At 68.3% G+C, this 25,572-nt stretch carries 29 protein-coding genes and 2 pseudogenes; 19 read left to right on the top strand and 12 right to left on the bottom strand.

All coding sequences use genetic code 11. The features are described from left to right. Positions 1-675: 675 nt before the first annotated feature. Both G6034_RS16985 and G6034_RS16980 read right to left on the bottom strand, forming a co-directional pair. On the bottom strand, positions 676-1,068 hold the full coding sequence (locus G6034_RS16985) for a VOC family protein (protein ID WP_176636294.1): 393 nt from the start codon (positions 1,066-1,068) through the stop codon (positions 676-678). Continuing rightward, the gene (locus tag G6034_RS16980) at positions 1,065-1,343 is read right to left on the bottom strand and encodes an ArsR/SmtB family transcription factor (protein WP_176636293.1); all 279 of its coding nucleotides are present in this window, start codon (positions 1,341-1,343) and stop codon (positions 1,065-1,067) included. The genes G6034_RS16985 and G6034_RS16980 overlap by 4 nt, the downstream gene beginning before the upstream one ends. Positions 1,344-1,532: 189 nt before the next feature. Between G6034_RS16980 and G6034_RS19580 the strand changes: the two genes are divergently transcribed. The 6 genes from G6034_RS19580 to G6034_RS16950 all read left to right on the top strand — a co-directional run bounded on the left by G6034_RS19580 (position 1,533) and on the right by G6034_RS16950 (position 4,310). Continuing rightward, the gene (locus G6034_RS19580) at positions 1,533-1,691 is read left to right on the top strand and encodes a zinc-binding dehydrogenase (RefSeq protein ID WP_218064009.1); all 159 of its coding nucleotides are present in this window, start codon (positions 1,533-1,535) and stop codon (positions 1,689-1,691) included. A gap of 190 nt (positions 1,692-1,881) precedes the next feature. After that, positions 1,882-2,211, top strand: coding sequence for a hypothetical protein (locus G6034_RS16970; RefSeq protein ID WP_176636292.1), 330 nt, complete (start codon positions 1,882-1,884; stop codon positions 2,209-2,211). A 25-nt stretch (positions 2,212-2,236) separates the two neighbouring features. Next, positions 2,237-2,449, top strand: a complete 213-nt coding sequence (locus G6034_RS16965) for a hypothetical protein (RefSeq protein ID WP_218064008.1) — start codon at positions 2,237-2,239, stop codon at positions 2,447-2,449. A 474-nt stretch (positions 2,450-2,923) separates the two neighbouring features. Continuing rightward, a complete protein-coding gene (locus tag G6034_RS16960; RefSeq protein WP_176636290.1) occupies positions 2,924-3,355 on the top strand; it encodes a hypothetical protein in 432 nt (143 codons plus the stop codon). Between the two features lie 10 nt (positions 3,356-3,365). After that, positions 3,366-3,671 (top strand): hypothetical protein, encoded by a 306-nt coding sequence (locus G6034_RS16955; protein WP_176636289.1) that lies wholly within the window; start codon positions 3,366-3,368, stop codon positions 3,669-3,671. Positions 3,672-3,722: 51 nt separating this feature from the next. Then, positions 3,723-4,310: a TetR/AcrR family transcriptional regulator gene (locus tag G6034_RS16950; RefSeq protein ID WP_176636288.1), complete on the top strand. Its 588-nt coding sequence runs from the start codon at positions 3,723-3,725 to the stop codon at positions 4,308-4,310. Positions 4,311-4,470: 160 nt separating this feature from the next. On the opposite strand, the gene G6034_RS16945 is transcribed toward G6034_RS16950, so the two are convergent. Together G6034_RS16945 and G6034_RS16940 are read right to left on the bottom strand one after the other, a co-directional pair. Further along, positions 4,471-5,016 (bottom strand): YceI family protein, encoded by a 546-nt coding sequence (locus G6034_RS16945; protein WP_176636287.1) that lies wholly within the window; start codon positions 5,014-5,016, stop codon positions 4,471-4,473. 120 nt (positions 5,017-5,136) lie between these two features. Further along, positions 5,137-7,728, bottom strand: a complete 2,592-nt coding sequence (locus tag G6034_RS16940) for an excinuclease ABC subunit UvrA (protein ID WP_176636286.1) — start codon at positions 7,726-7,728, stop codon at positions 5,137-5,139. Between the two features lie 107 nt (positions 7,729-7,835). Between G6034_RS16940 and G6034_RS16935 the strand changes: the two genes are divergently transcribed. Beyond that, positions 7,836-8,375: a gluconokinase gene (locus G6034_RS16935; protein ID WP_176636285.1), complete on the top strand. Its 540-nt coding sequence runs from the start codon at positions 7,836-7,838 to the stop codon at positions 8,373-8,375. Between the two features lie 159 nt (positions 8,376-8,534). Here G6034_RS16935 and G6034_RS16930 read toward each other — a convergent pair whose 3' ends face one another. Then, the gene (locus G6034_RS16930; RefSeq protein WP_176636284.1) at positions 8,535-9,938 is read right to left on the bottom strand and encodes a mycothione reductase; all 1,404 of its coding nucleotides are present in this window, start codon (positions 9,936-9,938) and stop codon (positions 8,535-8,537) included. 323 nt (positions 9,939-10,261) lie between these two features. Here G6034_RS16930 and G6034_RS16925 point away from each other — a divergent pair, with 323 nt between their 5' ends. From G6034_RS16925 to G6034_RS16915, 3 genes are read left to right on the top strand one after another with little or no spacing between them, the layout of a single operon-like run. After that, positions 10,262-11,164 (top strand): ABC transporter substrate-binding protein, encoded by a 903-nt coding sequence (locus G6034_RS16925; protein ID WP_176636283.1) that lies wholly within the window; start codon positions 10,262-10,264, stop codon positions 11,162-11,164. Between the two features lie 3 nt (positions 11,165-11,167). After that, positions 11,168-12,100, top strand: a complete 933-nt coding sequence (locus tag G6034_RS16920) for an amino acid ABC transporter permease (protein WP_425485539.1) — start codon at positions 11,168-11,170, stop codon at positions 12,098-12,100. Continuing rightward, positions 12,097-12,864 (top strand): amino acid ABC transporter ATP-binding protein, encoded by a 768-nt coding sequence (locus tag G6034_RS16915; protein WP_281375514.1) that lies wholly within the window; start codon positions 12,097-12,099, stop codon positions 12,862-12,864. The genes G6034_RS16920 and G6034_RS16915 overlap by 4 nt, the downstream gene beginning before the upstream one ends. Before the next feature lie 173 nt (positions 12,865-13,037). Here G6034_RS16915 and G6034_RS16910 read toward each other — a convergent pair whose 3' ends face one another. From G6034_RS16910 to G6034_RS16890, 5 genes and pseudogenes are all read right to left on the bottom strand, one after another. After that, positions 13,038-13,445, bottom strand: a complete 408-nt coding sequence (locus tag G6034_RS16910; protein ID WP_176636282.1) for a beta propeller repeat protein — start codon at positions 13,443-13,445, stop codon at positions 13,038-13,040. A gap of 114 nt (positions 13,446-13,559) precedes the next feature. Continuing rightward, the gene (locus G6034_RS16905) at positions 13,560-13,811 is read right to left on the bottom strand and encodes a DUF305 domain-containing protein (RefSeq protein ID WP_176636281.1); all 252 of its coding nucleotides are present in this window, start codon (positions 13,809-13,811) and stop codon (positions 13,560-13,562) included. 40 nt (positions 13,812-13,851) lie between these two features. After that, entirely contained in the window at positions 13,852-14,013 is a 162-nt protein-coding gene (locus G6034_RS16900; protein WP_176636280.1) for a hypothetical protein, read from the bottom strand. Positions 14,014-14,210: 197 nt separating this feature from the next. Further along, positions 14,211-14,876, bottom strand: a pseudogene (locus G6034_RS16895) (hypothetical protein); the annotation flags it as partial. 46 nt (positions 14,877-14,922) lie between these two features. Beyond that, positions 14,923-15,459 carry a DUF2127 domain-containing protein gene (locus tag G6034_RS16890; RefSeq protein WP_176636279.1) on the bottom strand — a complete coding sequence of 179 codons (537 nt, stop codon included), beginning with the start codon at positions 15,457-15,459 and terminating at the stop codon, positions 14,923-14,925. A gap of 38 nt (positions 15,460-15,497) precedes the next feature. Here G6034_RS16890 and G6034_RS16885 point away from each other — a divergent pair, with 38 nt between their 5' ends. Both G6034_RS16885 and G6034_RS16880 read left to right on the top strand, forming a co-directional pair. After that, on the top strand, positions 15,498-16,100 hold the full coding sequence (locus tag G6034_RS16885; protein WP_343038131.1) for a Chromate resistance protein ChrB: 603 nt from the start codon (positions 15,498-15,500) through the stop codon (positions 16,098-16,100). Positions 16,101-16,135: 35 nt separating this feature from the next. Then, positions 16,136-17,341 carry an MFS transporter gene (locus G6034_RS16880; protein ID WP_343038132.1) on the top strand — a complete coding sequence of 402 codons (1,206 nt, stop codon included), beginning with the start codon at positions 16,136-16,138 and terminating at the stop codon, positions 17,339-17,341. Here G6034_RS16880 and G6034_RS16875 read toward each other — a convergent pair. Next, a complete protein-coding gene (locus G6034_RS16875) occupies positions 17,256-18,059 on the bottom strand; it encodes a hypothetical protein (RefSeq protein WP_176636277.1) in 804 nt (267 codons plus the stop codon). The two genes, G6034_RS16880 and G6034_RS16875, sit on opposite strands and share 86 nt — an antisense overlap. Before the next feature lie 214 nt (positions 18,060-18,273). Here G6034_RS16875 and G6034_RS16870 point away from each other — a divergent pair, with 214 nt between their 5' ends. Beyond that, positions 18,274-18,816 (top strand): PadR family transcriptional regulator, encoded by a 543-nt coding sequence (locus G6034_RS16870; protein WP_176636276.1) that lies wholly within the window; start codon positions 18,274-18,276, stop codon positions 18,814-18,816. Positions 18,817-18,821: 5 nt separating this feature from the next. Beyond that, positions 18,822-20,534 carry an ABC1 kinase family protein gene (locus G6034_RS16865; protein ID WP_176636275.1) on the top strand — a complete coding sequence of 571 codons (1,713 nt, stop codon included), beginning with the start codon at positions 18,822-18,824 and terminating at the stop codon, positions 20,532-20,534. Positions 20,535-20,822: 288 nt separating this feature from the next. Here G6034_RS16865 and G6034_RS16860 read toward each other — a convergent pair whose 3' ends face one another. Further along, the gene (locus tag G6034_RS16860; protein WP_176636274.1) at positions 20,823-20,975 is read right to left on the bottom strand and encodes a hypothetical protein; all 153 of its coding nucleotides are present in this window, start codon (positions 20,973-20,975) and stop codon (positions 20,823-20,825) included. Positions 20,976-21,281: 306 nt separating this feature from the next. Here G6034_RS16860 and G6034_RS16855 point away from each other — a divergent pair, with 306 nt between their 5' ends. From G6034_RS16855 to G6034_RS20350, 5 genes and pseudogenes are all read left to right on the top strand, one after another. Then, positions 21,282-21,533 (top strand): hypothetical protein, encoded by a 252-nt coding sequence (locus G6034_RS16855; RefSeq protein ID WP_176636273.1) that lies wholly within the window; start codon positions 21,282-21,284, stop codon positions 21,531-21,533. A 130-nt stretch (positions 21,534-21,663) separates the two neighbouring features. Continuing rightward, the gene (locus G6034_RS16850; RefSeq protein WP_176636272.1) at positions 21,664-22,521 is read left to right on the top strand and encodes an aldo/keto reductase; all 858 of its coding nucleotides are present in this window, start codon (positions 21,664-21,666) and stop codon (positions 22,519-22,521) included. Positions 22,522-23,119: 598 nt separating this feature from the next. Further along, on the top strand, positions 23,120-24,592 hold the full coding sequence (locus G6034_RS16845) for an MFS transporter (RefSeq protein WP_343038130.1): 1,473 nt from the start codon (positions 23,120-23,122) through the stop codon (positions 24,590-24,592). Further along, positions 24,559-24,936: pseudogene (locus tag G6034_RS20355) on the top strand (aldo/keto reductase); the annotation flags it as partial. The gene G6034_RS16845 and the pseudogene G6034_RS20355, both read left to right, overlap by 34 nt. 58 nt (positions 24,937-24,994) lie before the next feature. Next, positions 24,995-25,543, top strand: a complete 549-nt coding sequence (locus G6034_RS20350) for an aldo/keto reductase (RefSeq protein ID WP_343038129.1) — start codon at positions 24,995-24,997, stop codon at positions 25,541-25,543. Positions 25,544-25,572: the final 29 nt, after the last annotated feature.

Raw genomic sequence — 25,572 nt, 5'->3', positions numbered from 1 at the left:
CGCCGGGACCGGAACCGGCGCCGGGGCGGGGGGACGGTCCGGTGGACGGGGTGGTGGCGGCGCGGGCCAGGGTTTCGGCCAGGGCGATGAGGCGGCGGACGTGCCCGCCGCCGTCCCTGCCCTCCCGTGTGGATCCGGGGTGTCCCGGTGTCCGTGCCGTTGCTTCCATGTCCCCCACATTACGGGGTGCCACCGACAAAACCAGATGATTATTCGAATATGTGTACTACCTTTTGTGTGGGTCCCCCTGTGCAGGGAGCACCACCAGAAAAGCCCCGTCCAGGGCCCGGCCACGCCGGCCCCGGCCCGCCCGGCCCGGTTGTCCCGGGCGTAATCTTCGGGGCATTGGCCTGGACCTCGACGCTGCTGGTCACCGGGCCCGGCCACCTGTAGCAAGGGTGCGGCGGGCCCCGCCCGCCGGACGTGTACAACCGGGGGCATCCGACAAGCCCGGCCACGGGATCTCGACAGGCCCGTCCGCCGGGCCCACCCACCAGGGACTGCACTCACAGCGATTGCGGGAGCGTTCCAGCATTCACCCCCACTTGCAACCGAGCGGTGGAGGAAAGTGCCCCGATTGCAACCGAGCGGTGGAGGAAAGCGCCCCGCTTGCAACCGAGCGATGCTTGGACGGGCGGCCCCCGGCAAACGGGACCAGATCGATCACCGGAACGTCTACGCGCCGGCCATGGCAGCAATCTGGATGAGGTTGCCGACGGTGTCATCCAGGACCGCCGTCGTGACCGGTCCCTGGACCAGGGGCGCCTGCGTGAACGTCACACCCATCGCGAGCAGTCGGTCGTATTCGGCCTGCACGTCCGTCACACCGAACGACGTGAACGGGATCCCGTCGGCAACGATGGCGTCCCGGAACGGCTTGACGGCCGGGTGGTCGGAGGGCTCCAGGACAATCTGCGTGCCGTCCGGGGCCTCCGGTGAGACCACTGTGAGCCAGCGGTGCTCACCCATCGGGACGTCGGCGGCCGGCAGGAAGCCGAGCTTTTCGATGTAGAACGCCAGTGCCGCATCCTGGTTGTCGACAAAGATGCTCAAGAGGGTGATTTTCATGGCGAGTCCTTTGGGTGCCAGCGCTCGGCGATCTGCGCGAGCGGTGAGGTGTCAAGCGTGTGGAATTTGTAGCGGCCGCGGCGTTCACTGTGGATCAGGCCGGCTTCCTCCAGCACGTCCAAGTGCTGCGAAACCGCCTGCCGCGTGGACCCCAGGCCGTGGTTCATGGCCAGCCGGGAGCAGATCTCAAACAGTGTCTGATCGTCCCGCTCAGCCAATTCATCAAGGATGGCGCGGCGTGTTTCGTCTGCCAATGCCTTAAAAACGTCGCCCATGGCCCCAGCTTAGGCAAGCAGCCACTTGCATGTCAACGGGCAGGAAGCTGGCGCCGCCAACAAGGTTTTCATCCTGGTGCCGTCCGCCGTCGTCCATCGTGCGAAACGGCAGTGGGACGGTTGGGCGCACGTGGGTCCGCAGGTACCGGGGGTTCGGCCGATCCAGCTGAGAAGTGGTTTGGCCGGGCCGTGGACCGTGAACAGCTCACGGAACTGATCGTCGCGGGAAAGGTGCGGCCGTGCCTGGATCGGGCCTTCCCGTTAGACCAGGTGCAGGACGCCATGCGCTATTTCGAGTCCGGACAGGTGCGCGGAAAAGTCGCCATCACCATCCCGCCACCTCAATAGGCCGCTGCCCGGCGCGCCAAGAACGGCTGTCCACTCGGCGCGTCAACAGCCATGCAACGGCAGTCCAACGGCAGGCCTTTCGTGCCTGCACCCCCAACACCCCATGAAAGAAGCAAGCCATGTCAACATCGGTTCCGTTTGAAACCCCTCAAAGCCGGGCCCGCCTGCGGGCCGCATGCCGGGGATGCACATGTTCGCACTCGTCGCCGGCGCCCTCCTGGGTGCGGCCTCGCTGGGGGCGCTGGGCACGTCCCTTCCCCTTCCCTGGACGTTGCTCGGAATGGCCCTCGGCGCAACCGTGATCCTTCTCGGGGCCGCCTGGCTCGGCCGGGGCATCAGCCCGGGCTCGCCGACGGAGGCAGGGAGGACCGGAAGCGGGGTCTCCATGCCCGCACAACTGGCCGGGCAGCTCGACCCGGGGCTGTCCCGGTGGATGATGACGGACAAGTACCCGACGTTCCGCCTGGACCAGGGGCCGTTCGATCCTCCAGCCCGCGTGGCGGGGCCCGAAGCCGCCTGAGCCGGGCGGAACTGTGCGGCGCCTGGTGGGGGAGCTCCTGGCGCCGTTCCCGCTCGCGAACCTGCTGATGGAGCGGATGCTGGAAGCGGACACAGCGCGGGTCGACACGGTGGCGCCCAACGCGCAGGCGCTGGGGCGGATTGACTTCGGCGACCTGCAGGGCGAACACTCCAATGCGGGGCCGGGGATCCCGGCACCATCCAACGTCTGCCGGATCCCTTCCTGCGGCCCCTCATGAACTCCCCGGCGCGGCGCGGCGACTTCGGTGCTGCTGGCGACCGCGCCCGAACTGGAGGGGGTGACGGGCTGCTGCTTCGCCCACGGAAAGGGCCGCAAATCCTTCGTCCGGTCCCATGACGAGGGGGCGGCGGCGCGGCTTTGGCGCGTCAGCGCGGACCTGGTGGGCCTGGATGCGCCAGCTTGGGACGCCAAGCGGTGCCCGTAACCCGGTTGGTGTCGCGGGGTTCGAAGCGTGGAGTAGGGACACTTTTATTTACTCAAACACCATTGTGTGATTTATCCATGCCCGCAAACGGCCCACCGGACGGCATTTCAGCGCGGAGACATCGCACCGCACACCTAAATCCCCCGTACTTCCTGGAGTCCTGTCATGCCATCGCGCCCACTCTCCCACCGCACCCCCTTGGCCCCCGATCAACGTCCCCACCCGCGTCCGCGCCGCCGGACCCTGAAGGCGGCAGGGGCTGTGGCGATGTCCCTCGCCGCACTGCTGCTCCTTTCCACCGCTGCAAACCTCATGTTGGAAGGGGGTGGGAAGGCCCACGCCGCCCCCTGCGGGGAGAAGGTCCAGATCAAGGAAGGCTCCATCAACGTCTCCCGGAGCGGCCGCACCGGTCCGACGATAGTGTTCCTCAGCGGGCTGGGGACCCCGGCCCCGGCGCTGGACTTTGCCCCGCTGATCCGGGAACTGGGCGGCTTCCAAACAGTGGGAAGTCTCCAGCGTCGTCGGCCTCGACCCCACCGTTCCGGCCAGCAAAACCACCACAGGCAAAACGCCAACCGCACCCGTGGCGCCGGCCCGGAAGTACTCCTGGGCACATATCCCATCGACCACGGGCTTGGTCCGCTGGTCCACCGCCCTTGGCTATGGAGAGCCAGCGGGAGGGGGCTTCACCAAAACTGAACGCCAAAAAATGCGCCAGCTGACCAGTTGGACCTTTGGGAACCAGGCCGTCACCGGCGAAACCCTTAGGGTGGGAGAGAACGCTGCGAAACTCCGGGATGTCCGGTATGCCGACAGCCTTCCCGTGCTGGACTTCCTGTCCCAGGACAGCATTGACCAGAATGCGGACCGGCTCGGCGCGCACCAACGCCAGCTGGCCAACGTCAGGCACCATGAACTGGTTGTCCTCAAGGGCGGGCATTACCTGCACTGGACGCAGTCCAAGGCCATGGCCCACACAATCCGCGCCTTTCTGGGCCACGGCGGCACAACGTAGCTCCGCCGCGGTGATACAACCTGCAGGACAGTTGGAGAGGAGTTGGAGTCCATGACCGAAGAACCGGCCGGCCAGAACCGCCGGGCCGACGCCCAACGCAATCGCGCGGCAATCCTCGACGCAGCATCGGCCTGCCTCGCAGCCAATGCCAGGGCCAGCATGACCGAAATCGCGCAGGCGGCGGGGGTGGGCCGGGTGACCCTCTACGGCCATTTCTCGTCGCGCGGGGAACTGCTTGACGCGGCCGCGGCCCAAACCATGCGCCGTGTTGAGGAGGAACTTGCTCCGCTGAAGCTCGACGGCGACCCCTCCGAAGCGCTCGACCTGCTCGTCCGGTCCTCCTGGCGGATAGTGGACAATTTCCACGGGCTGCTGGCGGTGGCCGACGATGACTTGGGATCCGACCGCATTCGCGAGCACCATGACGCCACCCTGCTGCGCGTCAGGGCGCTGATCGAACGGGGCCAGGAGGCCGGCATCTTTCGGACCGACCTGACCTCCCAGTGGCTCACCGGGTGCTTCTTCTCCCTGCTTCACGGCGCGGCGGCGGAAATTCGGGCAGGTCGGCTCACGGAGTCCGACGCGGCAAAGGCTCTTCCCGCCACCATTAAGTCCCTTACCGCCCGAACTCCCGCGTAATTGCCGCGCACCGGCTCGCTGCCGCCAAGGCGGACACCTCAGCCGCCGACGTGAGGCCAGGTCCCAGTTCTCCGGTGTCAGGATCCTCCATTGAAAGCCTTGAAGGCGTCCCCGGCGTCTGCCTCGGGCAGTTCGGAGTTGATGGCGATGGCGCCCGCCGTCAGGCCTGCTTGACCAGCGCGGCGTCGAGTTCGATCTTGACCTTGTCGCTGACCAGGAGGCCGCCGGCTGCGAGGGCGGCGTTCCAGGTCAGGCCGAATTCCTTGCGGCTGATCACGGTTTCGGCGGTGAACCCGGCGCGGGTGGCGCCGAAGGGATCCACGGCCACGCCGGTGAATTCCACTTCCAGTTCCACGGGCTTGGTGATGTCGCGGATGGTGAGGTCGCCGGTCAGCGTGTACTCCTCACCGGAGCCTTCGATGCTGGTGGCCCGGAACTTCATTTCCGGGTATTGGTCGACGTCGAAAAAGTCGGCGCCGCGGACGTGCTGGTCCCGGTTGGCGTCGCCGGAATCAAAGCTGGCGGTCTTCACTACGGCGTGCAGGGTCGAATTGGCCAGCGAGTCGCCCACCCGGGCCTCGGCCGTGGCGTCCGTGAAGCGGCCGCGGACCTTGCTGATGCCCGCATGGCGGACCGTGAAGCCGATCTCGCTGTGGGCAAGGTCGAGCGTCCAGGTACCTGCGGTGAGTTCTGTGGGCAGGGTCATTGGTGTTCTCCTTTGGTGCGGATGGACAAATAACGGCGCGGTCCGCATGGGCCAAGACAAGCAAAACACACCGGCCCGCGCCGCACCAGAGCCGTGGCCGTCAGGACTGTTGCGGCCACACTACGCCCCGCGTCCCGCGCCACCGTCCGCCAGCGCCTTGGCGAGGTACGGCGCGGTTCGGCTGCCGGCGTCGGCGGCTACGTCTTCCGGCGTGCCGGCGGCCATGACCCGGCCCCCGGCCGCGCCTCCGGACGGGCCCATGTCCAGCACCCAGTCGGAAGCGGCCACCACGTCCATGTCATGTTCCACCACCACCACTGTGTTGCCGGCATCGACCAGGCGGTTGAGCTGGCGCAGCAGCAGGCGGACATCGGCCGGGTGGAGCCCTGTGGTCGGTTCGTCCAGCAGGTAGAGGGTGTGGCCGCGGCGGGCCCGTTGGAGTTCCGTGGCCAGTTTGATCCTTTGTGCCTCGCCGCCGGACAGTTCCGTGGCGGGCTGGCCGAGGCGCAGATAGCCAAGGCCCACCTCGCGCAAGGTTGCCAGGCTGCGGGCGGCGGCGGGGATGTCCGTCAGGAAGTCGGAGGCTGCGTCCACGCTCAGGCCCAGCACGCCGGCTATGTTCCTGCCGCGGTACTCCACCTCGAGGGTTTCATCATTGAACCGGGCGCCGTGACAGACCGGGCACGGCCCGTAGCTTCCCGGCAGGAAGAGCAGCTCCACCGCCACCCATCCGTCGCCAAGGCAATTTTCGCACCGGCCGCCGGCAACGTTGAAGGAGAACCGGCTGGCCGTGAAGCCGCGGGCGCGGGCCGCCTCCGTGGCCGCGAATTCGCGGCGGACGGAATCAAACAGGCCCGTGTAGGTTGCCAGGTTTGACCTGGGGGTGCGGCCGATGGGCCGCTGGTCCACCTGGACCAGCCTGTCCACCACCTCGAGACCGGGCACCGCGGCAACGGGAAGCTGCCGCGCGACGCCGGCCGGACCGGCCGGACCGGACGGCTCCTCCGGTCCATCTGCCGCCCCGGGGCGCGGCCGCGGGTCGACGGCGCGGGAGACCACCTCCAACAGCGTCGACTTCCCCGCACCGGACACCCCTGTCACGGACGTGAGGACGCCCAGCGGGACGGTGACGTCAAGGTCCTGGAGGTTGTGCAGCGTGATGCCGTTGAGTTGGAGGCCGCCGCGGGCGGCCCGGCGGTCCCCTTCGGCGCGGTCGTCCGGGGAAGGCGGGGTGCCGTCGTCGTCCGTGTCAGCGGGGCGAGGGGGAAGCGACGGCGTGGGCCCCCCAAGCAGGTAGGGCCGGGTCACGGATTCCTGGACATCAGCCAGGCCCGCCACCGGCCCGCTGTAGAGGACCTGGCCGCCGTCGTCCCCGGCGCGGGGGCCCACATCCACCAGCCAGTCCGCACGGCGCACCAAATCCATGTTGTGCTCGACCAGGAACACGGTGTTGCCGGAGGCCTTGAGCCGGACCAGCACCTCCAACAGGGGCTCGGCGTCGGCGGGATGCAGGCCGGCCGAAGGCTCGTCCAGAACATAGACCACCCCGAAAAGCCCGGAGCGCAGCTGGGTGGCAATGCGCAGCCGCTGCATCTCGCCGGGGGAGAGCGTGGGAGTGGCGCGTCCCAGGCTGAGATAGCCCAGCCCCAGGTCCACGAGCACGCCCACGCGCTGGAGCAGGTCCTTGGAAATGGCGTCGGCAACGGCCTCCCGGGAGCCGTCCGCGTGCGGACCGGCGGTGCCGGACGTTTGCAGGGCGGCCGCGAGCTCCGTCAGGGACAGCGCATTCATGGCGGCGATGTTGCGCCCGTCGATCGTCACGGCCAGGGCGTCGGGCTTGAGTCCGCTGCCGGCACAGTTGGGGCACGGGCCGGAATGCATGAAGGACAGGGCGCGGTCGCGCATGGCAGCGCTCTTGGAGTCCGCCAGGGTGTGCAGGACGTGGCTGCGGGCACTCCAAAACTGTCCCTTGTAGGGCTTTTCCACCCTGTCGCGCTTCGGCGTGACTTCCACGACGGGCCGTTCCTCGGTGAAAAGGATCCAGTCCCGGTCCTTCTTCGGCAGCTCCCGCCAAGGCACGTCGACGTCGTAGCCGAGGTGGCTGAGGATGTCCCGCAGGTTCTTCCCCTGCCAGGCGCCCGGCCAGGCGGCGACCGCCCCGTCGCGGATGCTCAGCGTCGGATCCGGCACGAGAGATTGTTCACTGACCGTGTGTGCCGTGCCCAGGCCGTGGCACACCGGGCACGCGCCGGTGGCCGTGTTGGGGGAGAAGGAATCCGAATACAGGATCCCGGCGCCTTCGGGGTAGTCGCCGGCCCGGGAAAAGAGCATGCGCAGGGAGTTGGACAGCGTGGTCACCGTTCCCACCGAGGAGCGCGCACTCGGCGTGCCGCGGCGCTGCTGCAATGCCACGGCGGGCGGGAGTCCCGTGATCGCCTCCACCCTGGGATTGTTGCCCTGCTGGATCAGCCGGCGCGCGTACGGCGCCACGGACTCGAAATAGCGGCGCTGGGCTTCGGCAAAGATGGTCCCGAAGGCCAGGGAGGACTTGCCGCTGCCGGAAATACCGGTGAAGGCCACGATGGCATCGCGGGGAACATCGACGTCGACATTCTTCAGGTTGTTCTCGCGCGCGCCCCGTACCCGGACGAATCCGTCAGGTGCGTCCTCGGCGGCCGGTTGCGTGGGCGGGGCGGCGTCAAAAGTGTGCATTGTCCCCACCCTATGGCACGGGGCGGGTGTGCGTGGCCTTTGCCTCCGGCGCCGGGCCGACACGCCTGGTGCAGACACCGCCGGGTCCGTGGTGCAATGATCGGAGCATGCAGATCCCGGAGCCCGTCCACGAAAATGCAGCCGAACCCGTGGTGCTGGTGGTCATGGGCGTTTCAGGCTGCGGCAAGACCACGGTGGCGGCCCTCCTGGCCGACCGCCTGGGCTGGCCGTTTGAGGAAGGCGATGCCCTGCATCCCCAGGCAAACATCGACAAAATGGCTGCCGGGCACCCGCTGAATGACGACGACAGGTGGCCGTGGCTGGAGAAAGTGGCGCAGTGGGTCGGGGAGCGCCTCGACCGGCGGGAAAACGGCGTCATTACGTGCTCGGCGCTTAAACGCTCCTACCGGGAGGTGATCAACCGCCGGGGCTCCGGGGTCGAGTTTGTTTTCCTGGCCGGGACGCAGGAGACCATTGCGGCCCGGCTGGCGTCGCGGCACGGCCATTTCATGCCTCCGGAGCTGTTGGCAAGCCAGTTCGCCGCCCTCGAGGAACCGGGCCCGGACGAACCCGGGGCCCGGTTCGACATTGGCCCCGCCCCCGCGGACATTGCCCGGAATATCATTGACACCCTCGGCCTGGCCTAGCTCCGGCACGTCAGCGCAGAATCGGGTGGCAAAGTGCGGCCGGGGTGCGCGCTCGCGGCTACCTTGACGTTACGGCGCTGTCCGAGCCGCCCGGCCCAACGTCTGCAAGAAGTTGTGCGAGGCGCTCGCGGGCAGGCGTCGGCATGGCAGTGCTGTGCGTCATCTTCCGGTCGCCTCCGGCAGGCCCAGCAGCGCGTTTTCCACGAGCTCGGACAGCGCGGGGTGGATCCAGTACTGCTTCCGCGCCACATCGTGGGCCGTCTGCCGAAAGTGCATGGCCTGGATCAGCGGCTGGATCACCGTGGCGGCCTCCGGGCCGATGGCGTGCACGCCCAGCAGCAGTCCCGTCGCCGGGTCCGCAATCACCTTCAGGAAGTGGCCCGTGTCCTCACGCGCCCAACCCGCCGCGATGTCCCCGTACAGCTGCGTCTTGACAGCATGCGGGATGCCCGCCTTGACCGCGTGCGCCTCCGTGATGCCGACGGACGCGATCTGCGGGTCGCAGAACACGGCGGCCGGCACAAAGCGGTGGTCGGAGCTGATGGGCGCGTCCGGGTGGGCCAGGTTGTGCCTGACCACCCGCGCCTCGTGATTGGCCACGTGCTTGAGCTGGTACCGGGAGGAGACGTCGCCCAGCGCGTAGATTCCGTCCACGGAGGTGCGCTGGAACTCATCCACCACCACGCGGCCGTGCCCGTCCAGCCCCACCCCGGTCTTCCCCACGTCCAGGCCCGCCCCGTTGGGGCGTCGGCCCGTGGCCACGAGCAGCAGCTCCGCCTTGATGGCGTGCTGGCCGTCCGGCCCCTCCACCTGAAGTTCGACGCCGTCACCCGCCTTTGCCACGCCGCCCACCTTGGTGTTGAGCAGGACCTGGTAGCGCGCCGCGGCCTCCTTGGTGAACTGGGCGGACACGTCGAGGTCCTGGGACTTGAGCAGCCTGGCCCCCCGGGCGATCTGGGTGACGGCCACGCCAAAGGAGGAGAACACGTGCGCGAACTCGGCGGCGATGTAGCCGCCGCCCAGAATGGCGATGCTCGCCGGCAGGCGGTCCAGGCGCATGATGGTGTCCGAGGTGTGGAACGGGACCGTGCCGTCGGCGAGTCCGGGAATGTCGGGGACCACGGCGTGCGAACCTGCCGCCAGGACGAACCTGTCCGCGGTCACCGAGGAGGTGCCGCCGTCGTGCAGGTCAATGTGGAGCGCCTTGGGCCCGGTGAACCGCCCGCGCCCGGCAAAGACGGTGGTGTTGGGGCACTCGGGGCCCTCGCGGTACCGCCGCCCGCCGGCCTCGATGGCATCGATGCGGCCGAAAATCCTGTCGCGGATGCCCGGCCAGTCGACGGAGTTCAGCTGAGCGTTGACGCCCAGCGCCCTGCCGTGGCGGGCGGCGTCGGCCAGCTCCGCCGGGTGGACGAACATCTTGGTGGGGATGCAGCCCACGTTCAGGCAGGTGCCGCCGAAGAGGCCGTCCTCGACAATGGCGATGGACCAGTCGTCGAATTCCGGTCCGGGGATGGAGTTGCCGGAGCCTGTGCCGATGATGACCAGGTCGAAGTGGGGCATGGGTGCCTGCTTTCGTCAGCTGCGCATGGTGGTCGTACCTGCTTGTCAGGCTACCGCGCCCGGTGGTTGAGCCTGTCGAAACCCAGTGGCTGGGGCCCGGTTGATGGGCCATGCCTGTATGTTTGGATTCAACGGGTGGCCCGGTGTGACCCGGACAACAGGCAATTTCGCCGACGCGCCGCGCACCGTGATCCGTGGAGATGCTTCACCTAACGCCGAACCCTGGGGGAGAGGTTCGGTCCCGCACCATCATTTTTTGGTCCGGGCGGAAGCGTACCCACCCTCCGGCTTGTCCGGCAACACCAAGAATTAAGGACTTCACCATGCGCCGCATCTACCTCCTTCCCGCCGCAGCCGCGGTCGCCGCCCTGATGCTGACGGGCTGCGTCGACAACAGCGCGTCCGCGCCCGGCAGCGGCAGCGCGGCGGCCCCGGAGGACGCCGTCGTCCAGAAGGACAGCGCCATCGCGGCCGCCCTTCCGGAGAAAATCAAGAGCGCCGGCGTCCTCAACGTTGGCATGGCCAACAACTACCCGCCGAATGAATTCAAGGACGCCAACGGCCAGCCCGCAGGGTGGTCGGTGGACCTGACGAATGCCCTGGGCCAGGTCCTGGGCCTGAAGGTCAACTTCGACATCGGCACCTTTGACAACATCCTGCCCGCCATCAAGGCCGGCAAGGACGACATGGGCATGTCATCCTTCACGGACACCGTGGAACGCGAAAAGCAGGTCGACTTCGTCAACTACTATTCGGCCGGCATCCAGTGGGCGTCCCCGGCGGGCAAGACCGTCGACCCCAACAACGCCTGCGGACTCAAGGTGGCCGTGCAGGCCACGACCTATGAGGACACCCATGAGGTCCCCGCCAAGTCCAAGGCCTGCACCGACGCCGGGAAGCCCGCCATCACCGTGTTCAAGTACGATGCGCAGGACCAGGCAACAAACGCCCTGGTGGTGGGGCAGGTTGACGCCATGAGCGCCGATTCGCCGGTCACCCTGTATGCGATTTCGCAGACGAAGAAGAAGCTCCAGACTGCCGGCGACGCATTCGAGGTTGCCCCGTACGGCATGCCGGTGGCCAAGGACTCCGCCTTCAAGCCGGTGCTTCAGAAGGCCCTGCAGTCCCTGATCGACGACGGCAGCTACGCCCGGATCCTCGCGAAGTGGGGCGTGGAAAGCGGTGGCGTGAAAACGGCAACCATCAACGTGGCTGCGAAGGGCTAGCCCGTGCTGAATACTCCCGGGCAGGATGCTCCCGGGCAGGGCGCCCCGGCCGCGGCGGGGAGCGGGCCGCTGGCTGCCGACCAGGAGGGGGAGGCCATCAAGGCGATCCCGCTGCGCCACCCGTGGCGGGTCCTGGTCGCGGTGGTCCTGGTCCTCATGCTGGCCGTGTTTGTCCTGGACGCGGCCCAGCGCGAAGACTTTGGCTGGGCCGACGTCGGCAAGTATGTTTTCGACAAGAGGATCAGCCAGGCCGCCCTGGTCACGCTCCAGCTGACGGTCTACGCCATGGTCATTGCCATTGTCCTTGGCCTGCTGCTGGCCATCATGCGGCTCTCCCCGAACCCCGTGGTGAAGAGCGTCGCCTGGCTGTACATCTGGATCTTCCGCGGCACGCCGGTCTATGTGCAGCTGGTCTTTTGGGGCATCGTTTCGCTGATCTACCCCGTCCTGACCATCGGCGTGCCGTTCATGGCGCCGTGGGTCTCCTTCCACAACGACATTTTCACGAACCTGTTCGTCACGGCGGTGATTGGCCTGGCCCTCAACGAGGCCGCCTACATGTCCGAGATTGTCCGCGCGGGCCTGCTCTCAGTCGACGAGGGACAGGAGGAGGCATCACGGGCCCTGGCGATGTCGTGGGGCCAGACGATGCGTTTCGTGGTAGTGCCGCAGGCCATGCGGATCATCATTCCGCCCACGGGCAACGAGGTCATCTCCATGCTCAAGACAACGTCCCTGGTGGCGGCCATTCCACTGAGCATCGACCTGTATGGGGTGTCGCGGGGCATCTCCGCCGTGACGTTCACGCCGGTGCCGCTGCTGATTGTGGCCTCCCTGTGGTACCTGCTGTTCACCTCGGTCTTGATGGTGGGCCAGCATTTCATCGAAAAGCGGTTTGCCCGCGGTTCCGGGCAGCGGAAGGCAGACAAGCAATGAACGGCACGCCCATGGTCCACGCGGACCGCGTCTCCAAGAGTTTCGGATCCAACCGGGTGCTCAAAAGCATCAGCCTGACCGTCAACACCGGCGAAGTGCTGTGCCTGGTGGGCCCCAGCGGGTCCGGCAAGTCGACCTTCCTGCGCTGCATCAACCACCTGGAACGGGTGGACGCCGGCCGCCTGTCCGTCGAGGGGCAGCTGGTGGGATACCGCCAAAAGGGCGAAAAGCTCTATGAGCTCAGGCCCAGGGAGGCCGCCTTCCAGCGGCGCGAGATCGGCATGGTGTTTCAGCGCTTCAACCTCTTCCCCCACCTGACGGCGCTGGAGAACATCATCCAGGCCCCCATGCGGGTCAAGGGGATGTCAAAGGCAAAGGCGAGCAAGCGCGCCGTCGAACTCATGGAGCGGGTGGGGCTGGGCGACAAGGCCGGACACTACCCCGCCCACCTGTCCGGGGGCCAGCAGCAGCGGGTGGCCATCGCCCGGGCGCTGGCGATGGACCCCAAGCTGATGCTCTTTGACGAGCCGACCAGCGCGCTGGACCCCGAGCTGGTGGGGGAGGTGCTCGATGTCATGAAGGAACTCGCCAGCACCGGCATGACCATGATCGTGGTGACGCACGAGATGGGCTTTGCACGCGAGGTGGCCGACTCGCTCGTGTTCATGGACGGCGGCGTGGTGGTGGAATCCGGCAACCCCCGCGAGGTGCTTTCCAACCCGCAGCACGGGCGCACCAAGGCATTCCTGTCCAAGGTGCTGTAGGGCCCACTCAGCCGTCGAAGGCGTGCCAGCAGATGGCGCTGCGGTTTTGCTGGTCCCCGAGCACCAGTTCGCGGATGGCCGCGGGGAGCTGCGCTCGCTGCCACTCCCGCTCCATGGCCCGGGACCGGGCGGCCTCCGCGGCCGGAACCGAGGCGCCCGCTGGCGCGACTCCATCATGGGCAGTTCGCCGCGGATCCAGTCCCGGCCGGCGGCGATCGCGGGAGCCGTGTCGCTGCCGGAAGCGAAGGCAACAAACTGCATGACGGGGCCCCTTCGGCAAGGTGCCACGCGTTTCCGTGGTCGGTTGACCTCTGCAGGCCCTCGTGTGTGGTGGCCAGGACGACGGCGGACGCCGGGCTCCCCGCCAGCACGGCCAGGGCAAACGTTGCTGTGGGCTTCGTCCACATGATCCCGTCAACGGAGGTGCGCAGCTGCCCGTCGAAGCCGGCCAGGCCGTTGCCGCTGACCGGCGGGGCTTGGAAGTCCTGCTCGCCTGCACGGGACACGACATGCCAGGTTTTCCCGGCGTCGAAGAGGCCGTTGTGGGTGGCGAGCAAGATCCTGCTCGTGGCCGGATCCACGCTGATGCCGTGGACATGACCGAGCTGTGCGCCCCCCGGGGGCTTGGAATGGATGCGACGTGGTGGCTCCACACGGTTGCGGAACCACCACCTCAAGAGGACCGCATGGGGCCGTTAGAGTGCGGCGGGCAAGTGCTTCATGGCCTTGATCTCAGTTTCCTGCGGGGCAACGATGCCCTTGGCCAGCACGACGGCGTCGGCGTTCGTGCCGCCGCCGACCTCGGTTGTGGCCATCTCAACGGCGCCCTCGTGGTTGGCCATCATCTGGGCAAACATGACGTCAGCGGGTTTGGCGATGGTTCCGGACGGGGACACGGACACAGCCCCGACTCCGAAGGACAGCACACAGGCGCCGTGCACTGCCATGGGGCCGGGGCTGCCGGACGGCGCGCAGCTGGACGCTATCTCAATTCGGGTGGGAACAGCGGCCGGCGGGAACCATGGCCGCTGCCGGACCGCCGGTCACGTGCATGCCCGGGATCCCCGCGATCATGGCAAGGACCCTGACCAGCAGGCCGCCCAAGCGCAGCACGGACCCCGCCGCGGGCAGATGACGGAGTGCGGGCACGGCGGATCCTTTCCGTGGGAGGCAAGGGGGTCGGCTGGTCGAGCACTCTACGAGGCCGGCTGCACCAAGCCGAATTACCGGACCTCCGCGGGGAGAGCCCCACTCCGGCCGAGGCGGGCACACCGGCGGCCAAGGGGCACGGAGATGGCCTCGTAGCCCGTGGCCCACACGAGGTTCTGCCACCACTTGCGGTAGCTGGCGTGGGAGAGGTCCGCCATGGACAGAACGGCCCGGGGGTCGTTGCCGGCCGGCGCCACCCCGGCTGATTCCATGGCCACGTCAGTCCCGGCACCGACGGCGGTGACCCTGACGCGCAGGGAATTGTCCGTGGCGACGGTCCCCGCCACCACAGGGTCGCCCACGGCGAGGGCGTCAAGGGCTCCGGGGTCGGAACCCAGGGCGCGCATTTCGATCCAGTGGCCCAGCAGCATGATGGCCATGGAGATCAGCAGCATCATGCCCGGCTGCCGGGCGTTGAGCTCCTGCCAACCGCCCTTGAGGAACGGCTGGCCTCCATGGACGAAGATCACGGTCCCGGGCAGCGGCGGGATCCACGCGGAGCCGGGGAACCGCGGTGTGGCGTAGCCAAGCAAGTGCCCCGCCATGGGGCTGAAGAACACCACCGGGACGGAGAGGAGCAGTGTCAGCCAAAAACGGTTCTTGAACATGGCCGTGCTGTGCCCGGCATGCTGGCCGGCCGTGTGCCCGGCATGGTCGTCGTGGTCCATGACGCTCCCGTGGTCCGCTTGGGCGGCGTGCTTTCCACTCCCGGAGGCGGATTTCCCGGGCGTAGCCACACCGGCCTTGAACGAGGTGAACTCATGCGTTGCGGGTTGAACGGTGGCGGCGGCCGGAACGAGCATTGGCCGGGGACGGACTACTTCATTGACAATAAAAATACAATACCCCCTAGGGGTATTCCCGTAAATTCTGGGTGGGCGGCTGTCGTTCATCCCTGCGGTGGGCCTTCCGCTCCCGGTGCTCGCGGTACTCGTGCAGCGTGAGCCAAACGATGAAGATGTCAAAGGCGGTCAGCAGCGCCATGCCCCAGGTGAAGGAAACCACCAGTTCGTAGCCCTGGTAGGCGATGAAGACCAGCAGGAACGCGACCATCCACGGATATGCCCAGAGCTTGTCCCTCAAGACCGCCCAAACCAGCGCCACCTTCACCAGGCCGTGCAGCAGGAGGTAGATGGCCCCGAACAAGGTGGCGGAGACGGTCAGGCTTCCTGCCAGGTGCACCAGCGTTGTGGCCACCAGGTCGTGGGGGTCCTCGGAGAGTTCGTGTTGTGTCAGGAACCGGACCACCGAGTTCATGTGGCTGGGCGAAACCAGCAGCAGGAGCATCCCGCCCACGAGTTCCAGCACGCCGTCCAGTCCCTTCAAGACCAGACTGACCCTGAACGTTGTGTTCAGGGGCGTGCTTTTGGAAATTGACTTGGCCATCGCTCCTCCGAATCGTAACGACTGTTACAATTCCCATTGTGACACAACATATCCGGTGGGTCCTGATCCTGCCTCAGGTTCCTTCCGAACCGTCCCGGCACCGCGTGGCCGTGTGGCGCCAGCTTCGCAAGGCCGGCGCCGTGCCGGTCGCCTCCGGGGCCTGGGCGCTGCCCGCGGGCCCGGCCTTCCAGGCGGACCTGGACCGCGCCGGCGAGCTGTGCCGCAAGGGCGGCGGGACCCTGGCCGTCCTGGACGCGTCCCCGCGCGATGAGGCCTCGGCCGCCATGCTCCGCGACGCGTTCACCGCGGTGCGCGTGGATGAATGGGCCGAGTTCACGGCCGACTGCGGCAAGTTCGAGGCCGAGATCGCCAAGGAGATCGACAAGCGGAAGTTCACCTTCGCCGAGCTCGAGGAGGAGGAGCAGAGCCTGGAACGACTGCGCCGCTGGTACCGCGACCTGAAGAAGCGCGACGTCCTGGAACTGCCGCAGGCCAGGGCCGCGGACACCCGGTTGCGCGCCTGCGTCTCCGCCCTGGACGGCTATGCCGAGCAGGTGTACCAGGCCGTGCACGGCGCGGCGGGTGGTGGCGGCCCTTCAGGTGCCGCTTCGCCGGGCGGACCCCGGGACCCCTCCGAATGAGCGCCCCGTTGCGCAGAAAAGCTGCCGTCGGCGCGGTGTCGGGACCAGGGACCAGCCCCTCGGCCCGGACCCTGGCCCCGCTCTACGCCGCGGGATTCACCACGGCCTTCGGCGCCCACAGCATAGCCGCAGGGCTCGGTGCGGAAAGCGGCGGCATCGGGCTGGGGCTGCTCACCTTTGGAGTGCTGCTGGCCCTGTACGACGTCGCGGAGGTGGTCCTCAAGCCCCTCTTCGGATCCCTCAGCGACAGGATCGGCGCCAAGCCGGTCATCGTCGCCGGCCTGGTGGGCTTCGCGCTCGCGTCGTTGTTGGGTACGACGTCGGCCACCCCCCTCATGCTGGGGCTGGCCCGTCTGGGCCAGGGCGCGGCCGCCTCCGCGTTCTCCCCGGCCTCCTCGGCGGCGGTGGCGCGGTTGGCGGGCCCGGAAGCGGCGGGCCGCTACTTCGGCAGGTACGGTTCGTGGAAGGGGATGGGCTATGTGCTGGGCCCGCTGATCGGCGCCGGGCTTATCTGGGCCGGCGGCTTCCCGGCACTGTTCTGGTCCATGGCCGTCATCTCGGCCGTGGCTGCCGTGTGGGTCTGGATTGCCATGCCCTGGCTGCCGGTCCTCCCGCGCCCTCGTTACACCGTGGCCGAGCTGCTGCGCCAAAGCACCCGGCGTTCCTTCCTGGTGCCCACCCTGGCGCTGGCCGGCGCCACGGGAGCACTGGGCGCGGCCGTCGGCTTCCTGCCGCTGCTGGGCAGCGGCCTGCACCTGAACTTGTTCGCCAGCATGGCCGTGGTGGCCCTCCTCGCGCTTTCCTCCACGCTGACCCAGCCGCTGGCCGGCAGGATGCGGGACCGCGGGCGCCTTTCCGCCCCGCGCGGCATGGGGCTGGGGCTGGCCATGATCGCGGCGGGACTCGGGCTGCTGGCCGTACTTCCGCTGCCGGCAACGCTGTACGTTTCCGCGGTGGTCGTCGGCTTCGGGATTGGCATCACCACGCCGCTTGGCTTCGCGCATCTCGCCAGCACGACGCCGGCGGAGCGGATGGGCCGGACCATGGGCGCCGCCGAAATCGGCAGGGAAGTCGGCGACGCCGGGGGACCGCTGATAGTCGGCGCCGTTGCCACGGCAGCCGGCCTCGCCGCCGGGCTGGGGACGCTCGCGCTCCTCATAGCCGTGGCGGCGGTGTTGAGCGGTTTCCTGCTGCGCCGAAGGCCGGCGGAACCGCCGGCCCCCGGCCAGCCAGCGCGCTGACGGCGAACAGCATTGCCACACCCGCCAGGCCCGTTGACGCCGCGACAACCGTTTCGGGCCCGGGGGCCGTGTCATGCTGGCCACCGCTGATGACGGGCGCCATGACGTAGGTGGCTATCAAGTAGCCCATCACGGTTGAGCCGAACCGAAAGGCGCACGCGGCCATGGCCGCGCGGAGCTTGGCCCGCCAGAGCGGCCCAAGGGAAACCAGGCCGGCGGATCCCACCACCATCAGCGCCCGGAACAGTGCCGATGATCCTTGCAGCTGAGATGGCGTGCCGTTCATCCCCGAGACGAGGGCATGCGTCCCGATGACCCCGAACGTCGCGGCGACGAGGAGGACGAGCACCGACTCGACGGCGGCCAGGGCTGCTGCTGTCACACGCCGAGCAGCCGCGACCGGCTGGGCCAGGACACCGGCCGCCATGGCCAATAAGCCGAGCACCTGGAGCAGGATCCCTGATCCGAAGAACTGGCCCGCGGTCCCGATGTGCTCCCAGGGATCCCACGCACGGTAGTAGTCAAAGCGGTGGTCCTCAATCGAGACCTGGGCGGGCGCCCGTGATCCGCTGAACCAGACCCCGCGCTGGAGCGAGGCAACGAACTGAAGGGCGGCCGGGACCACAAACAGGCCGGCCGCCGTGAGCTGGCAGGCGATTGACATCCTGCGGACGCGAACGGTGCGCCTGGACGGGATGGACCCGCCGGTGTCCGCCATGGCCCCACGGTGGCAACGCCACCGGGCATGTCAAGGGGCGTGATTCCAGCCGTCGGGCGACTGCACCAAGTGACTATGTCGCTCGCTATCGCAAGTAATCACGGATCATCCGGTGCCTCAAACTTGAGTGAAACAAACTATGGATTTATAGCCGGGGTCGGACGTATCGTTAACTATCGCTGTATATCGTTCGCGATTGATGAAGGAGAGCGTGATGCACAATTCATTCCAAACAGGCGGATTTGGCGGGCCCGGCTTCGACGGACTCTGGCAGGCCGTTGAGGACCTGCGGTCCAAGTTTGACAAGCGCACCGGCACCCGGGCGGGGCGGGGCGAGTTGCGGACCGCGGTGCTGGCGCTGCTCGCGGAGCAGCCGATGCACGGCTACCAGATCATCCACGAAATCGAGGAGCGCAGCGGCGGAAGCTGGAAGCCCAGCGCGGGCTCCGTCTACCCAACACTGCAGCTGCTGGCCGACGAGGGCCTCATCACTGCCGAGGAATCCAACGGGCGCAAGGTCTACTCGCTGACGGACGCCGGCCGGGAAGAAGTGGCCCATTCCGAGGGCACGGCACCCTGGGAGTCGACGGGGCCGGCGTCGGGCGGCGGGTTTGCCGCACTGCCCAGGGCCGGCGTCGAACTTGCCCAGGCAGCGGCACAGGTGGGCCGCACCGGGACGAAGAAGCAGGTCGAGGAGGCCGTGGCCGTGCTCGAAGACGCCCGGCGGCGGCTGTACTCGATCCTCGCCCAGGACTGAAGGGGTTGGCGTCGGAGTCTGCCGGCCGCACGGATCCGGGCCTTGGGGCGGGGGACACCCGGGCCCGGTACCGGCGCATCCTGCGCTTCGCGGCGTGGCATCTGGCCGTGACGTGGTGGTATGAGCTGCTGCTCCCGCGGATCGGGCTGGTACGGATTGCCAACCGCACGCGGCCCGCGAGGATGCGGCGTTTTGCCGAGCGCTTTCATGTGCTGGCGGTGGAGCTGGGCGGGCTGATGATCAAGGTGGGCCAGTTCATGTCGTCCCGGCTGGACGTGCTCCCGCCGGAGATCACCGAGGAGCTGGCCGGGCTGCAGGACGAGGTGCCGCCCGTTCCGTTCCCTGCCATCCGCGCCCTGGCGGAGGCGGAGCTGGGTGCGCCGCTGGATGCCGTGTTCGCCTCGATCGAGGAGGTGCCGCTCGCGGCCGCGTCCCTGGGCCAGGCGCACCGGGCGCAGCTGCGGCCCGGCGATGCCGCGGACACGGGTCTGCAGAGTGTGGTGGTGAAGGTGCAGCGGCCGGGCATCGGCGCCATTGTGGACGTCGACCTGGCCGCGCTGCGCAAGGTGGCCGGCTGGCTCAGCCGCATCCGCTTCGTGTCCAGGCGCGCCGACGCGCCAGCCCTGGTCGAGGAGTTTGCGAAGACCAGCCTGGAGGAGATCGACTATCACCACGAGGCCGCCGGCGCCGAGCGCTTTGCCGTCGACTTCGCGGACGACGCACGGGTGGCGGTGCCCGCCGTCGTCTGGGAACGGACCAGCCGCCGCGTGCTCACCCTCGAGGACGTCACGGCCATCAAGATCACCGACGCGCGGGGGCTGCTGGCGGCGGGCATCGACCCGGCGGAGGTTGCCCCGGTTTTCGCGTCCGTCATGTTCGACCAGCTGTTCACGAACGGCTTTTTCCACGCCGACCCGCACCCCGGCAACATTTTCATCACCCCCGCCGTGGATGCGTCCGCGGAGCATCCGTGGAAGCTGACGTTCATCGACTTCGGCATGATGGGGGAGGTCCCGCCGAAGACACGCAGCGGCCTGCGTAAGCTGCTGATCGCGGCCGCCGCGCGTGACGGCAAGGGGCTGGTGGCGGCCATCAGCGAGGTGGGCGTGCTGGTGGAGTCGGCCGACACCGCCGGGCTCGAGCGCGCCATGACGCACCTCTTCGCCCGGTTTGGCGGGATGGGCTTTGCGGAGCTGCGCGAGGTGGACCCGCGGGAGTTCCGCGATTTTGGGCTGGAGTTTGGGGACGTGGTCCGCTCCCTGCCGTTCCAGCTGCCAGAGAATTTCCTGCTCATCGTCCGCGCCATGTCCCTGACGTCCGGCGTCTGCAGTTCGCTGGACGCCCGCTTCAATTTGTGGGACTCGGTGGAGCCCTTTGCGGCGCAGCTCCTGCACGACGAGCGCGGCAACATTGTGCAGGACGTGGCCGCGCAGGCGCTCGACGCCGCGTCCGTCGCCTTGCGCCTGCCCAAGCGCCTGGACGGCCTTGTCACCCGGCTTGAGGACGGCTCGCTGTCGGTGACCGTCCCGCGCCTGGAACGGCAGCTGGTCCGGCTCAACCGCTCGGCGCAGCGGGCCGGGTGGGCGCTGGTCTTCGGCGCCCTGCTCATCGCCGGCGCCGTGGTCAGGGCCAGCGACGCCGTGCTGGGCAGCGTGCTGATGGTGGGGTCAATCGTGCCGCTCTTGGTCGGTTTGTGGGAGGGCCGCCGCCGGCGGTGAGCCCCAGTGGTCGAGCCGCCCCGGTGGTCGAGCAGCGAGCTCTGCGAGCGCGTCGAGACCCGGGAGACCGGGTGGTCGAGCCGCCCCGGTGGTCGAGCAGCGAGCCCTGCGAGCGCGTCGAGACCCGGGAGACCGGGTGGTCGAGCCGCCCCGGTGGTCGAGCAGCGAGCCCTGCGAGCGCGTCGAGACCCGGGAGACCGGGCCTGCCAACGCGATTACCCGCAGAATAAAGGTGAATATTCAGGAGATTGCCACTTTCCGGCGCCGACGGAGCCGCCCACGGAAACCTTAACGCCCTGCCGCCAGGATGAACCCGGTCCCGTACGCGTAAACCACGGCCTGCGCCCTGTCGCGCATCCCCAGCAGGCCCGGCCCGCCCACGCCCAAGGTGCCCACGCCCAAGGTGCCCACACCCAAGGTGCCCACACCCCGGGCGCCCACACCCCGGGCTCCCACACTTGGGACCCCCCCTCAACGCCGCCGCCGGAGAATCCCGCGGGCGCGTCGCCGATCACGATTGCGGAACCCTGGCCGGCGGCCAGCGCCACAAGGAACATGTCGAGCCCGTGGCGGCCCAAGAACTTCATGAGGCCAAGGGTTGGCCCGCCGCTGCCGGTGTGTCGTCCATCGCTCGATTGACCATTCCGGGGTGGTAGCGCCGCACCCGCCGGGGTCCGGGCGGCGTCGAACAAGACGGGCACGCTCACCTTCGTTGCCAGCGACGTCGACGGCAACATGGCGGGTCAGGTGCACGTCAGCTCCGTGGTGGTTGACCACCAGAAGAAGCTCAGCGAGTCCAACGCCACCATGGTCCGGGACGGCGGCACCGTCCAGCTCGCCGGACTGGTCAGCATGGACCCGTCGTTCACGCCGACCATCAGGGGCGGCACCGGGAAATTCCTGGGCGCCGCCGGCGCGCCCGCGTCGGCGTGGGTGTCCGCGGGTGCCGGTCGCAAAGACCCCTCGCTCCAGCTGGCTGCGCAGCGTCGTGGTGGCTGAGCGGTGGGAACGGTCGTTGTGCCGGGCCCAGCAGGAACTGGCAGTACACCGCACGGCAGATACTTCCCAGCGGGATCCGGGGCTGGTTTTCTTGATGGAGGACATGTTCACACGCGATCAAGGGAAAACCATGCAAAACGTGACACTCAACAACGGCGTCCAGATGCCGATCCTCGGCTTCGGCGTCTACCAGATCCCCGACGCCGAAACCCAGGCCGCCGTCGAAGCCGCGCTCGCGGCCGGGTACCGCCTCCTGGACACAGCGGCCGCCTACGGCAACGAGGAGGCCGTCGGTGCCGCGATCAAGGCCAGCGGCATTGCCCGGGAGGACCTCTTTGTCACCACCAAGCTGTGGATCCAGCACGCCCCCGCCGGCAGCGTTGAGGAGGACACCAAGCTCTCCTTCGACAACTCCCTCCGCCGGCTGGGCCTGGACTACGTCGACCTGTACCTGATCCACCAGCCCCTCGGCGACTACTACAGCGAGTGGCGCGCCATGCAGAAGCTGAACGCGGAAGGACTGGCCCGGGCCATCGGCGTGTCCAACTTCCACCCCGACCGGCTGGTCGACCTCATCGACCACAACGAGATCGTCCCGGCCGTCAACCAGATCGAAACCCACCCCTTCCACCAGCGTGCCGGCGACCAGGCCCTGATGATTGAGCGCGGCATGCAGATCGAGTCCTGGGGCCCCTTCGCCGAGGGCAGGAACGGCCTGTTCACCAACCCGATCCTCAGCGAAATCGGCGACGCCCTTGGGAAGTCCGTTGCCCAGGTGGTACTCCGGTGGCTGACACAGCGCGGCGTCGTCGTCATCCCCAAGTCGGTCCGCCCGGACCGCATCGCGCAGAACTTCGACGTCTTCGGCTTCACCCTCACCGCGGAGCAGATGGGCCGGATCGCCACCCTGGACACCGGCGCGAGCCTCTTCTTCGACCACCGCGACCCCGCCATGGTCAGCTGGCTGGGCGGACGCCGGAACAGCTAGGCCGCCGTGCGTCGGCCGGGCGTGGATGAAGTGCGACGGCGGGACCTCCTCCCAGCGTTGACGACGAATACGCCGGGTGACATGGTCAGGGGCGGAGTGGCCTCAATAGTGTCCGAATGGCGACAAACCGGCGGGTCGGCAAAGGGACCATCACCGGCCGCCTGGAAGACCTTCGCAGATCGGCGCGGGCGTACCGGAACTCGCCAACCATGTCGCCGGGCCACTCCCAGCATCCAACCGATTCAGACCGAAACTACACTCTGGATTCTGAAGCCCCCGTTTAATCTTTCCCCCAAATGTTCGAGCACATCTAACATTCGGCGGATATGCATTATGGGGGATTCAGCGTCCCCCGGTTTGTTCGCGCTTGAGAGCTATGCCATCTGGCCGATGGCGCTGTCTAAATGCCCCATCCTGCCAAATGATCTTCAAAGGGGTACTCCCAGTACCTGCACCAACAGCCACTGCCACGCCGGCACGCCAGAGTGTTCACTGGAATCAAGGCCGAAAGCAAGGCGCCCAAGTAAAGAGGCGCCACGCAACGGCCCAATGATTCCGAAAAGGCCCCAAAATCGGGCCGTGAACCCGAAGGACCCGCGTGCCCCGCACCGCAACCGCAGCCCCACCAGCAACCAAGAGCACCGCCATCCTGGCCATCATCCTGGTCAGCTACTTCATGATCCTGCTCGACAACTCCATCATCTTCACCGGCCTGCCCGGCATCCAGGCGGAGATGCGCTACACCGCCACGGGCCTGGTCTGGGTGCAGGACGCCTACACCCTCGTCTTCGGCGGCCTGCTTCTCCTTGGCGCACGGGCCGGCGACCTCCTGGGCCGCCGGCGCATCTTCATCATCGGCCTGGCCGTCTTCTCCGCCGCCTCCCTGCTGATCGGCCTGGCCCCCAGCGGCCAATGGCTCATCGGCGCCCGGGCGCTGCAGGGCGTGGGCGCGGCCGTCGTGGCGCCGTCGTCCTTATCCCTGCTGACCGCCAGCTTCGCCCCCGGCCGCGAGCGCACCCCCGCCGTCGCCTGGTACGGCGCCACCGCCGGCATCGGCGCCAGCCTGGGCCTGGTCATCGGCGGAGCGCTGGCCCACTGGATCTCCTGGCGCGCCGGCTTTTTCATCAACGTCCCCATCGGCGCCGCCATGATCCTTCTGGCGCCCCGCTTCATCCCAGCGTCCCCGCGCACCCCCGGCCGCTTCGACGGCGCCGGCGCCATCACCGCCACCCTCGGCATGGGCGCCCTGGTCTTTGGCATCATCAGCTCGGCCGACGCCGGCTGGCTGGCTCCCCGGACCGTCCTCGCCCTGGGCGCCGGCGCAGTCCTGCTCGCCGTGTTCGTGGCCAATGAGCGGCGGGCCGGGCAGCCCGTCATGCCGCTGCGGCTCTTCGCCAGCCGGGAACGCTCCGGCGCGTACCTGGCCCGCATGCTCTACATGGGCGCCATGATCGGCTTCTTCTACTTCACCACCCAGTTCCTGCAGGACGTCCTCGGCTTCAACCCGCTCCAGGCCGGCATGGCGTTCCTCCCCATGACCGTGGTCAACTTCGCCGGCGCAATGGCCATCCCGCGCCTGACCGCGCGCTTCGGCAACGCCGCGCTGCTCGCCGCGGGCGTTGCCGTGACGCTGGCCGGCATGGTGTGGCTCAGCCGCGTCGCCGTGGACAGCTCCTACATGTCCGGCGTCGCCCTGCCCATGGTGCTGCTGGGCACCGGGCAGGGGCTGGCCTTCGCGCCGCTGACGTCCGCCGGCATTGCCCGGGTCACCTCGGCCGACGCCGGTGCCGCCTCCGGCCTGGTCAACACCGCCCACCAGCTGGGCAGCAGCGTGGGCCTGGCCGTCCTTGTCACGGCCGCCGCGGCCACCGCCACAGGAAACGGCACGGACAGGGCGGCCATGGCCGGCCACGTCAGCGCCGCCCTCACCGCGGGCAGCATCATGCTGGCCCTCTGCCTCGCCGCCTCACTGGCCCTGGTCGTGCCGGCGGAAATCGCGGCCCGGCCAGCCAAAACCCCTCCCGAAAGGAAGCAACCATGGAATACACCCGCCTCGGCAACTCAGGACTGAAGGTCAGCCGGATCTCGCTCGGCTGCATGAGCTTCGGCGCGCCCGGCACGGGCCGCGACTGGACCCTGGACGACAACGCCGCGGAGCCCCTCTTCCGCCAGGCCGTGGACCTCGGCATCAACTTCTGGGACACCGCCAACGTCTACGGCCGGGGGAGCTCGGAGGAGATCACCGGCCGCGCCCTCCGCAAGTTCGGCAGCCGCGAGGACACTGTCCTGGCCACCAAGCTGTTCTGGCCCATGCACGGCGGCCCCGGCGGCTCCGGACTGTCCCGCAAGGCCATCCTCGAGCAGGTGGACGCATCCCTGGCCCGCCTGGACACCGACTACATCGACCTCCTCCAAATCCACCGCTTCGACCCCGACGTCCCCGCCGAGGAAACCATGGAGGCCCTCCACGACGTTGGTCAAGGCCGGCAAGGTCCGTTATCTCGGCGCGTCCTCCATGTGGGCGTGGCAGTTCGCCAAGCTGCAGCACGCGGCCGCGCTCCACGGCTGGACCCGGTTCATCTCCATGCAGGACCAGTACAGCCTGACCCAGCGCGAGGAGGAGCGGGAGATGTTCGGCCTGCTCGCCGACGAGGGCGAGGGCAGCATCCCGTGGAGCCCGCTGAACGCCGGCCGCAATGCCCGCCCCTGGGGCATGCAAGGCACCACGCGCGCCGGCAGCAATCCCGGCACGGACATGTTCGGCAACCCGCTCTGGCTGGAGAGCGACAAGGCGATCGTCGACGCCGTCGAACGCATCGCCGCCGGGCGCGGCGTGTCCATGGCGCAGGTGGCCCTGGCCTGGGTGCTGCGCAACCCCGTGGTCAGCTCGGTCCTCTCCGGCGCCACCAAGCCGCACCACCTGGACGACGCCGTTGCCGCCCTTGACCTGCACCTCACCGGGGACGAGGTCAAGGCGCTGGAGGCGCCATACGTGCCGCGCACGCCCACGTACTTCGCGTAATCGTTTAGCTTCGTAGGAGTGGGTATATC

It is taken from the genome of Arthrobacter wenxiniae, assembly GCF_013376105.1.
GTDB classification, from domain to species: Bacteria; Actinomycetota; Actinomycetes; order Actinomycetales; family Micrococcaceae; genus Specibacter; species Specibacter wenxiniae.
Note: the sequence above shows the minus strand (reverse complement) of the source record. Positions and strands in the feature narration are given on the sequence as shown.